Origin of the sequence: Acetobacterium wieringae, from assembly GCF_026646375.1 — a bacterium.
GTDB classification, from domain to species: domain Bacteria; phylum Bacillota; class Clostridia; order Eubacteriales; family Eubacteriaceae; genus Acetobacterium; species Acetobacterium wieringae_A.
On record NZ_JAIPPU010000016.1, the window covers coordinates 38,754 to 52,313 of the forward strand.

Consider the following 13,560-nt stretch of genomic DNA (forward strand, 5'->3'; position numbering starts at 1 on the left):
GATTTAAAAATGAGTACACCAAAAGTTGCTGTTATCATGGGAAGTGATTCCGATTTTGACATCGTCAAAAAATGTCTGATTGCACTGGAAAAATTTGGCATTGAATATGATGTACAGGTTATCTCAGCCCACCGTAATCCCCACAAAATATTTGACTATGCCACCACTGCCGAAGACCGGGGGATTGAAGTTTTTATTGCTGCCGCCGGGAAAGCTGCCCACCTGCCAGGTGTCATCGCTGGGATCACGCCGCTTCCGGTTATTGGCATTCCGATTCAAACCTCTTTTCAAGGCGGATTGGATTCGCTGTTGTCGATCGTTCAGATGCCATCCGGTGTGCCGGTTGCCACGGTGGCAGTCAATGGTGCCGAAAACGCCGGGATTTTAGCAGCCCAAATGCTGTCAATTAAGTACCCGGAGATTCGTGAAAAAATGAAGGCCTTCAAAATTCAGTTAAACGACGAAGTTATCGCTAAAAATGAAAAGGTTCAGGAAATCTTATAAACTATTTATAAACACATTATCGATTCAAATCAAATTTTAAGGAGATTAAGATGGAAAAATTAGAACAGCTGTATGAAGGCAAAGCCAAGAAAGTATTTAAAACCGACGACCCCAACGAATTTATTATTGAGTACAAAGACGATGCGACTGCTTTTAATGGTGAGATCAAAGGTAGCATTGGCGGTAAAGGCGTCATCAATAATAAAATGACCGGCGTTATCTTTACAATGTTGGAAGAAAAAGGCATCCCCACTCATTTTGTTAAAGTACTCTCTGAAAATGAACAATTGGTCAAAGCGGTGACTATTTTCCCATTGGAAGTGATTATCCGCAACACCGCCGCCGGTTCAATTTGTAAACGTCTTGGTTTGGAAGAAGGTTTGAAGCTGGACTCGCCGATTTTCGAATTTTGCTATAAAAATGATGATTTTGGTGATCCGGTCATCAACGATTATCATGCTATCGCCATGAAATTGGCCACTGCTGAAGAAATTGAAGTGATTCGTGAGATGACGTTTAAAATCAATGAGATCTTAAAAACGTATTTTCTGGAAAGAGGGATTAACCTGGTAGATTTTAAAATTGAGTTTGGTAAAACCAATGACGGTCAAATTGTTCTGGCCGATGAAATCTCACCGGACACCTGTCGTTTTTGGGATGTAAAAACCAATGAAAAATTGGACAAAGATCGCTTCCGTAGAAACCTTGGCCATATCGAAGAGGCTTATGAAGAAATGCTCAAACGAGTTCAGGCATAAAAAATACTGATGTCATAAAAAAGCAAGTGCGGGAAAATTAAATCAAATACCTGGAGGATACACACACCAATGATAAATGACAAGTTTCGCGATGAATGTGGAATAATGGGGGCCTACCTCAAATCGAAAGAGAATAATTGTTCTTCCTATATCTATTATGGACTTTATGCGCTTCAGCACCGCGGTCAGGAAAGCGCTGGTATATCAGTTAACAAAGATGGAAAGATTTTGACTCACAAAGAAACTGGCCTGGTCTGTGATGCTTTTAAAGGCAACGTATTAAAACAGCTTAAAGGCAATATCGGAATCGGTCACGTTCGTTATTCCACGTCTGGCGAAGATGGGGTCACGAATGCTCAACCGTTAACGGTTAATCACAGTATGGGCCAAATAGCTTTGGCACATAATGGAAATCTCATCAATGATAGTGCTTTACGGAACATGCTGGAAGACTCTGGCGTTGTTTTTCAGACGACTATTGATACCGAGGTAATGGTCAACATTTTAGCCAGAGGTCTGCGACACGGGATGATTGAAGCAATTCAGCGAATGGTTGAAATCATCAAGGGGGCCTATGCCCTGGTGATCACGGTTGGTGATAAACTGGTAGGCGTTCGTGATCCCTATGGTTTGCGGCCACTTTGTATTGGTAAGAAAGATGAAGATTATTTTTTGACATCGGAAAGCTGTGCCTTGGATGCGATCGGGGCCGAACTGGTTCGTGATGTTGAGCCTGGCGAAATTGTCGTCATTGACGAAAGCGGATTAACCAGTTATGGTCAAAACAATTGGGTAAAAAAGAAAGCCTGTATTTTTGAACTAATTTATTTTGCTCGTCCGGATTCGGTGATGGATGAAACCTCAGTTTATGCGGCGCGTCATAAAGCTGGTGAAATTCTCGCCAAAGAGTCACCGGTTGAAGCCGATGTTGTCATTGGGGTACCGGATTCAGGAATTGGTGCGGCCATCGGTTATGCTGAAGCTTCAGGAATTCCTTATGGTGTTGGCTTGATTAAAAACAAATACATTGGCCGAACCTTTATTCAGCCCAATCAGAAGTTGAGAGAAGAAGGGGTACGGATAAAGCTGAACCCCTTAAAAGAAACCATTAAAGGTAAACGAGTCATTATTATTGATGATTCCATTGTTCGGGGAACCACCTCAAAACGTTTGGTTGAAATTTTAAGACAGGCCGGTGCAACTGAGGTTCATTTCCGGGTCACCAGCCCACCAGTAGCGCACACCTGCCATTTTGGGATTGATACCCCCCGGCGAAAATACCTGATTGGTGCCAAGAAAACCGTCGAAGAAATCAGAGAAATTCTTGGTGCCGATTCGCTGGCCTACATTTCACTGGATGGCTTAACGGAATCAGTTGGCGGTAAAACAACCTTCTGCCGTGCCTGCTTTGACGGGGAATACCCGATGGAAGTACCAGTTTTAAATGCTAACGACTAAATTATAAGTGAAACTAAACTTGCTTAACTAAAAAATGGTAATCGCAATACTGCTGCGATCTTTTAGTCCAGCTTTGCATGAAACACCAGAAAAATCCAGAATGTGGATTTTTTCAAGGTTGTGGGCAGTCACCAACTACAAGCAACCAATGTTTGATGTATTTTTATTGCACAATTACTTGGAACTAAAAAATAGATGGAGGAAACATGTCAGAAAATCAGATAAAAACAGATGCCTATCGACAAGCCGGAGTGGACGTGGAAGCGGGTTACGAATCGGTTAAATTGATGAAAGCCGATGTCCAAAGGACTTTTAACGCTCGGGTTCTTTCGCACCTGGGCGGATTTGGTGGGTTGTTCGAACTACCCGAAGGTTATCAAAAACCAGTCCTGGTTTCCGGAACGGATGGCGTTGGTACTAAACTACGGCTGGCTTTTATGATGGATCGCCATGATACCATTGGCATCGACTGTGTAGCGATGTGTGTTAATGATATCCTGTGTCAGGGTGCCCAACCTATGTTTTTTCTGGACTACATAGCCTGTGGCAAAAACTATCCGGAAAAAATTGCGACGATCGTTAAAGGGATTGCCGAAGGCTGTATTCAGGGAAATATGGCCTTAATCGGTGGCGAAACGGCAGAAATGCCTGACATGTATGGATTGGAAGAGTATGATTTAGCTGGTTTTGCAGTGGGGATCGTCGAAAAAGATGATATTGTTACTGGTGTAAATATAGTTGAAGGTGATGTGCTGGTGGGACTGCCATCCTCCGGAGTCCACAGTAATGGTTTTTCACTGGTACGAAAGGTCTTATTCAAAGATCTGTCGCTGGATGTCAATACCTATGTGGACGATCTGGGCATGAGTCTTGGCGAAGCCCTGCTGACACCGACACGTATTTATGTAAAAGCCTTGGCCGATTTGATCAAACCTTGTAAAATCAAGGGCATGAGCCATATTACCGGCGGCGGTTTTTATGAGAATATTCCCCGGATGATTCCTGATGGACTTTGCGCCAAGATCGATACCAGTGTGATTGAAACCCTGCCAATTTTTAAATTTATTCAAGAAGCTGGTAGAATTCCCTCTGAAAGTATGTATGCCACCTTTAATATGGGGATTGGTCTGGTGGCCGTTCTGCCAGCTGACCAGGTTGAAGCCTTTGTATCCGGTTTAACAGCTAAAGGCGAAAAACCAGTTATTCTTGGCTCCATTGTTAAAGGAGAGGAAAAAATCGAGCTATGTCTGTAAAAGCTTTAAAAAAAATCGGGGTGCTGGTTTCCGGCGGCGGGACAAATTTTCAGTCTCTGATTGACACTATTCATCACAAATATGGTGAAATAGTGGTGGTAATTTCAAATAACCGTCATGCCTTTGGTCTGGAACGGGGCGAAGCCGCCGGGATTCCGTCAGTAGCCATCAATCCCAAAGGCTATCCCAGCAATGAAGCCTTTGATCAAAAAATTGTTGAAATCCTAAGAGGGTATGAAGTCGACTTGGTGGTGCTGGCCGGATATATGAAAATTATTACCCCGGCCTTTGTGGAAGCTTATCCCAATGCTATTATCAACATTCATCCCGCCCTGATTCCATCTTTTTGCGGGCCTGGTTTTTACGGGATGCATGTTCATCAGGCCGTCATCGATTATGGTGTCAAGGTAACCGGGGCAACGGTTCATTTTGTTAACGAAGTGGCTGATGGCGGCCCGGTGATTCTGCAAGAAACCGTTACTGTCGCCGATGGCGACACCCCAGAAACGATCCAGCAGAAAGTTCTTAAAATAGAACACGAGCTTTTACCACAGGCGGTGAAGGCATTTTGTCTTGACCAATTATCAGTGGAAGGCCGAGTAGTCAGAAATAAAGCAGTATCAAAGTAAATAAAACATAGGGAACTTGTTAGAGTTAAAAATTTGGAGGAATAGAATGAGAGCATTGTTAAGCGTATCGGATAAACGTGGGATTGTTGAATTTGCAAAAAAACTGGCCGAAATGGGCTGGGAAATCCTGTCTACCGGGGGAACCGCCAAAGCCCTGAGAGAAGCTGGATTGACAATTACCGGCGTCTCTGAAGTGACCGACTTTCCGGAATGCCTAGACGGACGAGTCAAAACCCTGCATCCTAAAATTCACGGTGGGATTCTGGGCATCCGCAACAATCCTGATCACCAGAAACAGATGGCGGAGCTTGAGATTACCCCCATCGACTTGTTGGTCATCAACCTCTATCCATTTAAAAACACCATCTTAAAAGAAGGAGTTGCTTTCTCCGATGCGGTCGAAAACATCGATATCGGCGGACCAACGATGCTGCGATCGGCAGCTAAAAACTTCAATGATGTGACCGTGGTTGTTGATCCGGAAGACTATCCCGTGGTTTTGGCTGAGCTGGAAGCAAACGGCCAAACGAACTATGAAACCCGCTATAACCTGGCCTTAAAAGTGTTTGAAACGACCGCCAACTATGACACGATGATTGCTGACTATTTAAGAAAACGGATCGACGGGGAAGTCTTAAAAGACACCATCACAATGACCTTTGAGAAGGTTCAGGATCTTCGCTATGGTGAAAATCCACATCAAAAAGCCGCTTTCTATGGCGAAGTGATTCCAGTTAAAGGTGCCCTCACCGCCGCCAAACAACTCCAGGGCAAAGAACTTTCCTACAATAATATCAATGACACCAACGGGGCCCTGGAAATCCTCAAGGAATATGGGGATGAACCCACCATTGTCGCGGTTAAGCATGCTAATCCCTGTGGCATTGCCAGTGACGAAAAAATTGCGGTGGCTTATAAAAAAGCCCATGACAGTGATCCGGTTTCCATTTTTGGTGGTATTATTGCTTCGAATCGCTTAATCGATGATGCCGCCGCCAAAGAAATGGTGGAAACCTTCCTGGAAGTCATCGTTGCACCCGGATTTACACCGGAAGCATTGGCGGTTCTGGCAGCGAAACCGAATCTGAGGTTATTGGAGCTGGCTGACATCACGCACAACGAACCCAGCTATGAAGTAAAAAAAGTGATGGGTGGTCTATTGGTTCAGGAACGGGATACCAGGTTGTATGATGAGTTAAAAGTCGTCACCAAACGCCAGCCCAGCGAAGCCGAAATGGCCGAATTACTGTTTGCCTGGAAAGCGGTTAAGAACACCAAATCCAACGCTATCAGTCTGACTAAAAACAAATGTCTGATTGCCAATGGACCGGGTCAGGTCAATCGGGTTGGTGCCCTGGAAAACGCCATTCGTCAGGCCGGCGAAAACGTTAAAGGAGCAGTGATGGCATCCGATGCCTTCTTCCCCTTTGACGACAGCGTCAAAGCCGCCGCCGCCGCAGGTATTACCGCCATCATCCAACCCGGTGGGGCCGGAAAAGATGCGGATTCAATCAAAGCCTGTGATGAGGCGGGGATTGCGATGGTATTTACAGGTATGCGCCACTTTAAACACTAGTTTCGCGTCGATAATTGCCCGACTTCTGCACTGGAGATGGTTTAGGCCTCGGTCACGTATTATTGATACGCTTCCGTTGGCCAAAACCGTCTCCGCCTTGAATTCGAACAATTTTCTTGGCAAAACGGGGTTTGATTGATTGAGTAGGGGCGATCCGTGATCGCCCGTTTTAAGTTCTTTTTAAAGATTTGGAAAACAAAAAGCAAAACGAGGAGAGACAGATGAAGATATTAATGATTGGATCCGGTGGTCGCGAACATGTGTTGACATGGAAGCTTGCCCAAAGTCCCCGGGTAGAAAAAATATATGCAGCCCCAGGTAACGGCGGAATGGCAGAATTGGCCCAATGTGTGGATTTGTCGGTGGAAGATATTTCCGGCTGTTTGGCCTTTGCCAAAGAACATCAGATTGATCTTACTGTTATCGGGCCTGAAGTCCCTCTGGTGATGGGGATGGTTGATGCCTTTGAAGCGGAAGGATTAAAAGTTTTTGGTCCCAATAAACACTGCGCCCAGTTTGAGGGCAGCAAAGCTTTTACCAAGGAATTTTTATTCCGTCATAATATTCCCACTGCAGCCTATAAAGAATATACCGATTATGATGAAATTATCAAAGATCTGGGTGTTTATGGCTATCCAATGGTGATCAAGGCGGATGGTCTGGCCGCTGGTAAAGGGGTACTGATCCCCGAAAATGAAGCTGATGCCCGGGTAGGAATGGAAATGATCATGAAAAAACGGGAATTCGGTGAAGCTGGTGATAAGGTCGTTATCGAAGAATTCTTAACCGGACAGGAAGCTTCGATGCTTTGTTTTGTCGATGGCAAAACGATTGTCCCGATGGAAAGTGCGCAGGACTACAAACGAGCCTATGACAATGATGAGGGGTTGAATACCGGTGGGATGGGAACCTATTCCCCCAATGTGCTGTTTGCCGATGAGACCCTGAATAAGCGAATCAAAGCCGAAATCCTGGATCCGATTATTAGTGGTTTTATTGCCGACGGCATGGACTTCAAAGGTATTTTGTTTATTGGCTTAATGATTGAAAATGGTGTCCCAAAGGTTCTGGAATTCAATGTTCGCTTTGGCGATCCTGAAGCCCAGAGCGTATTGATGCGGATGGAATCGGATCTGGTTGACATCATGGAGGCCGTCATCGATGGCAGGCTGGCTGACTGTGAGATCAAATGGAGTAATAAAGAAGCTGTTTGCGTGGTTATCGCCTCCGGCGGCTACCCCGGTTCTTACGAAAAAGGCAAGGTCATCACTGGCATTCAAGATGTGAAAGACTGTGTCGTTTTTCACGCCGGAACCAAGCTTGTCAATGGTGAACTACAAACCAACGGCGGCCGGGTTCTCTGTATTACTGCGCTGGGCGAAACCCGTGAAGTTGCCAGAAAAACAGTCTACGCCAATATCGGAAAAATTCACTTTGATGGTGCCCAATACCGTACCGATATTGCCAAATTTAATTAACCAAAATTAAAGCTAGAATGTGGAACTTAAGCATAAAGACTCATCGATGGATAAGACCAACCCATTAATTTTAAGAATTAGTGGGTTTTTCCATTTTAGGTTTGCACTGGGTTGAATTAAAGTCTAAAATAGAGGGTATAAAAAATTTAAGAATCTTGGCACTAAAAATCAATCAGCATCGTAATGACTGATCCGTCCATGAGAATCTATTGAAGAAATTCATTGATCGGTGCAAGTCAGAAACAGCTGATTAGCATAAGACTGAGGAGTTAAAGTGAAAAGTAATATTGGTTTTATCGGTTGCGGAAACATGGCAAAAGCTATGATTGGTGGTTTAGTGAAGGGGGAATTATTCCTTCCGGAAAATATTCATTGTTATGATCCTTCAGAAGTGGCAAGAGCTCAGGTAGCGGCAGAATTTGGGGTTAATGTTCAGGAATCCAATGTAGCCGTAGCTGCCCAGGCTGACTATCTGGTTTTGGCGGTCAAACCTTTTTTATATGGCAAGGTAATGGAGGAAATTGCCGGGAGTATTAAGCCTTCAGTGATTATCGTCTCGATTGCGGTGGGTGTTGGTTTTGAAGATATTAAGGGGTTTTTAGGCAGAGAAATTAAAGTAATCAGAACCCAGCCCAGTACGCCAGCATTTGTCGGAGAATCCGATTCGACTCTGTGTCCGGATGGTCAGATGACACCGGAAGATATCGCGGATGTTATCATGATTTTTGAAAGCTTCGGTAAAGCAGAAATTATTAGTGAAAAGCTGATGGAAGTAGTGCCCGGAATCGCCAGCTCAGCACCGGCATATACGATGCTGCTGATTGAGGCCATGGCCGATGGTGGAGTACTCCATGGTTTTCCCCGTGACCAGGCATACCGTCTGTCAGCTCAGGCAGTTTACGGCGCCGCCAAACTGGTTCTCGAATCCGGCGAACACCCCGGAAAACTGAAAGATCAGATCTGTACCCCAGGGGGAACTACTATCGAAGCTGTCCGGGTGCTGGAAGCCAAAGGCTTCAGAGATGCAGTCATTTCAGCCGTTGACGCCTGTGCCAGAAAATCATTGGCAATGAGTAAGAAACAAGATTAATGTACAAATAACATAAAAAAGTAAACCTTTGACAGTGTTGTGAGATTCGATTGTTAAAAAACGATAACGCAGTACCGACAATTGTTACATCATGTTGTGATCTAGGAGTCAGACCCTACGCATCGAAGCGGATACGGCATCGCCTGTCCGATTCAGCGGCGAACAACAGATAAACAATTAGTCGGTACGGTAGCTTAGCGATGAACTCAAATCTTGGAAAAATCAAAGGTTATTGCGAAGTTTGGTTAATCCATTAAGGAGATGATTTATCATGGATGAAGGATTAATTAAAAAAATACGGCGAAATATGAGTCTTGAAGAAATGGTGTCCCTCTGTTCGGGTCGAACCGATTGGGAAACCGTGGGATATTCCAAATACGGCATCGAGCCGGTATCAATGGCTGACGGCCCACATGGGATGCGGGTGATTGAAAATGAAGGTGCGTTGGGGATTCCTCAGGGTAAACCGGCCACCTGTTTTCCACCGGCGGTACTTTCGGCCTGTTCCTGGGACGAAGGGTTGCTTGAATTTATGGGTCGAACCATTGCCCTGGAGGCCCGTAGTATGGGGATCGATCTGATTTTAGGACCCGGAATCAATGTCAAGCGATCACCCCTATGCGGTCGTAATTTTGAATACTTTTCAGAAGACCCGCTGCTGTCAGGCCGATTGGGAAAAAGTTTTATTTTGGGTGCTAAAGACCATGGCGTGGGAACGACGGTCAAGCATTATCTGGCCAACAATCAGGAAACCCGGCGTATGACCGTGGATGAAAAGATTGATATCCGGGCGCTGCGTGAAATCTATTTAAAACCCTTTGAGATTGCCATTCAAGAAGGAAAACCGATGGCAGTGATGTGTTCTTATAACAGCATCAACGGCACATTTGTCTCTCAGAGCAATTATTTTCTGACTCAACTGCTCCGCAATGAGTGGGGTTTTGATGGGATTGTCATGTCCGATTGGGGCGCTGTTTACGATCGGGTTCGAGGGGTATTGGCGGGAATGGATCTGGAAATGCCCGGCAATGGCGGTGTCAATAATCAGAAGATATTTGACCGGATCAAAGAAGGAAAACTGAAAGTCACCATTCTCAATGAAATGGTTGAACGGCTGATTCGTTTTGCCTTTCAGGCAAGGGAAAACCGACGCAATTATTCGACTAATTTGGAAATTGAACCAAAGGGGCATCATAAAATCGCCCAACTTGCAGCGGTTGAAAGTATGGTACTGCTTAAAAATGAAGATCATATTCTCCCCATTGATAAGCGTAAAATCAAGAAGCTGGCGATTATCGGTAGCATGGCTTTTGATCCTCGCTATCAGGGCAGCGGCAGTTCAAAGATAAATCCCTTCCATATCGATTCACCTTATGAACGGATTAAAAAACTAGTGGGCGACGAAATTCAGCTGTTCCCCCATCAAGGTTATATCCATGATGAGGTGGTGGAGCAGATCCATCTGGACGAGCAGGCTGTGGAGGTGGCGAAAAATTCCGAAATGGCTTTGTTATTTGTGGGGTTGCCGGATCATGATGAATCGGAAGGTTATGACCGAACCCATTTGCATCTGCCCCAAAAACAGATTGCCCTGATTCGTAAGATCTGCAAGGTACAACCCAAGACTGTGGTAATTGTTCAAAATGGTGGTGTTGTGGACATGAGCTGGGAACACCAGCCCAAGGCCATTGTTGAGATGTTTTTAGGTGGTCAGGCGGGCGGCGATGCCATCGCCAAGCTTTTATTTGGCGAAAATAACTTCTGTGGTAAATTGGCAGAAACCATTCCAATGCGGTTGGAAGATACCCCAGCTTATATCAATTTTCCGGGAATTCATGATGAGGTGGTTTACGGCGAAAGTATTTTTGTGGGATATCGCTATTACGACTTTACGAAAAAGAAAGTTCGCTTTCCCTTTGGATTTGGGCTCAGTTACACCAATTTTAATTATGAAGCAATTGATGAACCAACGTTAACACTTAACGCTGATAAAAAGGTTACCGTAAGATGTCGTATTACCAATACTGGCGTAATAAATGGCAAAGAGATTATTCAGCTATACACCGGTAAATCCGATACTACTATCCTGCGGCCACTGCGAGAGCTTCGCGACTTTAAAAAAGTCTTCATCCCGGCAGGGCGATCAGCTGAGGTTAATTTTGAGTTGGAACTCAGAGATTTCTGTTATTACAATCCTACCACTAAAGCCTGGGAGCATGAATCAGGAACGCATCAGATCTATATTGGCTCATCCAGCCGGGATTTGCCAATTATCTATCCGGTTCAAATTACTAAAGATCTGATCCATCCGATCAACCCGTTATCCTATCTTAGCGATTTTGAAAAAACCGAGCGGGGACAGACCATCTTAAAACTGTTGCTTTCGGGGTTTGAAGAGATTATGGGGGATGACCAGACCAGAGAAGATGACTTCTTTATGACGATGCTGGCCAATACCCCGTTGCGTAAGCTGGTTGAGTTTTCCAATGGAATCTTCACCGAAGAGTGTATTGATAAGATTATTGAACTGGTCAATTCAGATCAGTCCCTGGAGGGAATCACCTTCGAAAAATTGATCAATTGTACCGAGAAGAAAAAAGGCTTTTTCAAAAGTCTTTTCGGTGGTAACGAGGAAGAATACCTCTGTATTCATTCCAAAGTTCGGGATCTGGTCGAGGACGAGGATGTCATGAAGATTCTCAGAAATTATTTTGGCGACGAAACCTTTGAAAGTGATTACCTGCAAATGGCCATTAAAATGGGAATCTGTTTTGATAAGGCCCAGAAATTATTGCCTGATGACTTTTTCTCCGACGAAAAGCTTAATAATATCGATCGGGATCTCAAAGCACTGGCAAAGCTAAAAAAAAAGTAAGATGATTAATGAGAAAGCGTACCGATTTGTTTTAATCCGTAATCGGTACCTTCTCTTTGTCAGGCTGGGGAAATGACTCAGCCAATAATAATTAAGAAGGAAAGCAAAACATGAATACACTCACCATTGATACATCCACCATTGTGGCTTCGGTTGCCATATTAAATGAAGAAAAATTAGTCGGCGAAATGATTATCAATCATCAAAAAAAACACTCCGAAAAACTGATGATTGCCATTGATCATTTGCTCAGTGATGGGGGTCTTTCCATTCAGGATATTGATGTCTTTGGCATTGTTTCTGGTCCTGGTTCGTTTACCGGGTTGCGCATTGGCATGGCGACCATCAAGGGATTTGCCCAGGCCCTGAATAAACCGGTGGTCGGAGTATCCACCATGGAAAGCCTGGCGATGAATATTCCCTTTGCGGATGGTCTGATCTGCCCAGTTCTCGATGCGCAGCGTAACCAAACCTATACTGGCGTTATTCATTTTGAAGACGAACAACCGGTTCAGGATCTGGCGGATGCAGTGATGGAAATCGATGATCTCATAGCTTTTTTACAAGGACGAGATGAGACCATCTATTTTTTAGGCGACGGCTTGCCTCGTTTTTCGCAAGTCCTGCAAGATGCGATCCCGACTGCCCGGATCGTCCCCAATTATCTTAATATGAACCGGGCCTCGTCAGCTGCTGCCCTGGTTCTTAAACGGGCCTTAAACGGTGAGACCAGCCATTACCGGGAAATTGAACCCTTTTATATCCGGCCTTCCTACGCCGAAGAGCATAAAAAATGAAGATCCATTATCGACTGATGGAGTCCCGGGATGTCCCCGGTGTTTTTAAGGTGGATCAGGCCTGCTTTTCTCATAATTGGACCGAGGATTCCTATCAGGCGGAAACACAAAACATTCTTTCCAATTATATTGTTGCCGAAGCGGATGGGGAAATTGTAGGCTTTGGCGGTTTCTGGCAGGTGATTGATGAAGCGCACATTACTAATATCGCAGTCGTGGAAGCCTATCGCCAGAACGGGGTAGGGCAAAATATTATCAATGCGATGTTGGCCCTGGCACTGGAAAAAGGCTGTGTGGCAATGACCCTGGAAGTACGAGGGGATAATCAGCCGGCTATCAATTTTTATCTGAAAAACTTATTCACCCGGGAAGGACGACGCAAAGATTACTATGGCACGGGAATGGACGCAATCATCATGTGGAGGTACGGACTTGAATAAAACCATTAAAATAGTTGCAGTGTTGCTGGGAATAGTATTTCCGGTTATTATTTTTATTAGTGGCATTGAAGCAGCGGTGTTTGACAAAGCGTTTTATATGGATCAAATGGAAAAAAATCAGGTTACTGAAAACACTGGTATTTATCCCCCCGATATGGAACTGGTGGTGGATGAAATAATCAGCTATCTTAAGGGCGACCGGCAGGATTTTGACATTCAGGCCCGTTTAGCGATCGGAAGTGCCAAAAATGTGGTTGATAGCGTTTCGATTTTTAATGATAAAGAAATCACCCATATGGACGATGTCAGAAAGCTATTGCTATTCTTTCTCGGCCTTCGGGACGCCGCTCTGATTCTCGCGCTGATCGCCTTTCTGGTGCTGTTAAAATACGATCGTCAGGCCATCATCAAGGCTTTGTTCTATGGATCAGCCACGTTTATGGTGGCATTAGTGATTATTGGGGCGTGTTTTATTTTTAATTTCAATAACACCTTTATCCTCTTTCATCAGTTATTTTTTGCTAACGACTTATGGATCATGGATCCCACTACTGACCGACTGATATGGATTGTCCCCGAACCATTCTTTTTCGCCATGATCAGCCGAATGGTCATCTATATTTTGGTGCCCCTGGGACTCACCACCTTGGGAGCGGGACTGGTTTTGAAAAAGAAAACATATTAAAAAAATAACAAGTAATT

12 protein-coding genes are annotated in these 13,560 nt (G+C 44.6%); all 12 read left to right on the top strand.

The window, feature by feature from the left end:
- The first annotated feature begins 9 nt into the window (after positions 1–9).
- The 12 genes from purE to Q7P33_RS14095 all read left to right on the top strand — a co-directional run bounded on the left by purE (position 10) and on the right by Q7P33_RS14095 (position 13,543).
- Positions 10–504 carry a 5-(carboxyamino)imidazole ribonucleotide mutase gene (gene purE / locus Q7P33_RS14040; RefSeq protein WP_303871269.1) on the top strand — a complete coding sequence of 165 codons (495 nt, stop codon included), beginning with the start codon at positions 10–12 and terminating at the stop codon, positions 502–504.
- Positions 505–554: 50 nt separating this feature from the next.
- Positions 555–1,262, top strand: a complete 708-nt coding sequence (gene purC, locus Q7P33_RS14045; protein WP_303871270.1) for a phosphoribosylaminoimidazolesuccinocarboxamide synthase — start codon at positions 555–557, stop codon at positions 1,260–1,262.
- A gap of 69 nt (positions 1,263–1,331) precedes the next feature.
- Positions 1,332–2,720, top strand: a complete 1,389-nt coding sequence (gene purF / locus Q7P33_RS14050) for an amidophosphoribosyltransferase (RefSeq protein WP_303871272.1) — start codon at positions 1,332–1,334, stop codon at positions 2,718–2,720.
- A gap of 206 nt (positions 2,721–2,926) precedes the next feature.
- Positions 2,927–3,973 (top strand): phosphoribosylformylglycinamidine cyclo-ligase, encoded by a 1,047-nt coding sequence (gene purM / locus Q7P33_RS14055; RefSeq protein WP_303871274.1) that lies wholly within the window; start codon positions 2,927–2,929, stop codon positions 3,971–3,973.
- Positions 3,964–4,602, top strand: coding sequence for a phosphoribosylglycinamide formyltransferase (purN, locus tag Q7P33_RS14060; protein ID WP_303871276.1), 639 nt, complete (start codon positions 3,964–3,966; stop codon positions 4,600–4,602). The genes purM and purN overlap by 10 nt, the downstream gene beginning before the upstream one ends.
- Positions 4,603–4,648: 46 nt before the next feature.
- Positions 4,649–6,178, top strand: coding sequence for a bifunctional phosphoribosylaminoimidazolecarboxamide formyltransferase/IMP cyclohydrolase (purH, locus tag Q7P33_RS14065; protein ID WP_303871278.1), 1,530 nt, complete (start codon positions 4,649–4,651; stop codon positions 6,176–6,178).
- Between the two features lie 221 nt (positions 6,179–6,399).
- Positions 6,400–7,656, top strand: coding sequence for a phosphoribosylamine--glycine ligase (gene purD, locus Q7P33_RS14070; RefSeq protein ID WP_303871279.1), 1,257 nt, complete (start codon positions 6,400–6,402; stop codon positions 7,654–7,656).
- Positions 7,657–7,930: 274 nt separating this feature from the next.
- Positions 7,931–8,746 (top strand): pyrroline-5-carboxylate reductase, encoded by an 816-nt coding sequence (proC, locus tag Q7P33_RS14075; protein WP_303871280.1) that lies wholly within the window; start codon positions 7,931–7,933, stop codon positions 8,744–8,746.
- 271 nt (positions 8,747–9,017) lie between these two features.
- Positions 9,018–11,621: a glycoside hydrolase family 3 C-terminal domain-containing protein gene (locus Q7P33_RS14080; protein ID WP_303871283.1), complete on the top strand. Its 2,604-nt coding sequence runs from the start codon at positions 9,018–9,020 to the stop codon at positions 11,619–11,621.
- A gap of 110 nt (positions 11,622–11,731) precedes the next feature.
- On the top strand, positions 11,732–12,418 hold the full coding sequence (tsaB, locus tag Q7P33_RS14085) for a tRNA (adenosine(37)-N6)-threonylcarbamoyltransferase complex dimerization subunit type 1 TsaB (protein ID WP_303871285.1): 687 nt from the start codon (positions 11,732–11,734) through the stop codon (positions 12,416–12,418).
- Complete coding sequence (rimI, locus tag Q7P33_RS14090; protein ID WP_303871286.1) at positions 12,415–12,858, top strand: ribosomal protein S18-alanine N-acetyltransferase; 444 nt, start codon at positions 12,415–12,417, stop codon at positions 12,856–12,858. Before tsaB ends, rimI begins: the two co-directional genes overlap by 4 nt.
- The gene (locus Q7P33_RS14095; RefSeq protein ID WP_303871288.1) at positions 12,851–13,543 is read left to right on the top strand and encodes a TIGR01906 family membrane protein; all 693 of its coding nucleotides are present in this window, start codon (positions 12,851–12,853) and stop codon (positions 13,541–13,543) included. Before rimI ends, Q7P33_RS14095 begins: the two co-directional genes overlap by 8 nt.
- Positions 13,544–13,560: the final 17 nt, after the last annotated feature.

Excerpts from the sequence above, each read along its gene's own strand:
- purE (WP_303871269.1), top strand. The coding sequence starts at position 10 with ATGAGTACACCAAAAGTTGCTGTTATCATGGGAAGTGATTCCGATTTT.
- purC (WP_303871270.1), top strand. The coding sequence starts at position 555 with ATGGAAAAATTAGAACAGCTGTATGAAGGCAAAGCCAAGAAAGTATTT.
- purF (WP_303871272.1), top strand. The coding sequence starts at position 1,332 with ATGATAAATGACAAGTTTCGCGATGAATGTGGAATAATGGGGGCCTAC.
- purM (WP_303871274.1), top strand. The coding sequence starts at position 2,927 with ATGTCAGAAAATCAGATAAAAACAGATGCCTATCGACAAGCCGGAGTG.
- purN (WP_303871276.1), top strand. The coding sequence starts at position 3,964 with ATGTCTGTAAAAGCTTTAAAAAAAATCGGGGTGCTGGTTTCCGGCGGC.
- purH (WP_303871278.1), top strand. The coding sequence starts at position 4,649 with ATGAGAGCATTGTTAAGCGTATCGGATAAACGTGGGATTGTTGAATTT.
- purD (WP_303871279.1), top strand. The coding sequence starts at position 6,400 with ATGAAGATATTAATGATTGGATCCGGTGGTCGCGAACATGTGTTGACA.
- Q7P33_RS14080 (WP_303871283.1), top strand. The coding sequence starts at position 9,018 with ATGGATGAAGGATTAATTAAAAAAATACGGCGAAATATGAGTCTTGAA.
- tsaB (WP_303871285.1), top strand. The coding sequence starts at position 11,732 with ATGAATACACTCACCATTGATACATCCACCATTGTGGCTTCGGTTGCC.
- rimI (WP_303871286.1), top strand. The coding sequence starts at position 12,415 with ATGAAGATCCATTATCGACTGATGGAGTCCCGGGATGTCCCCGGTGTT.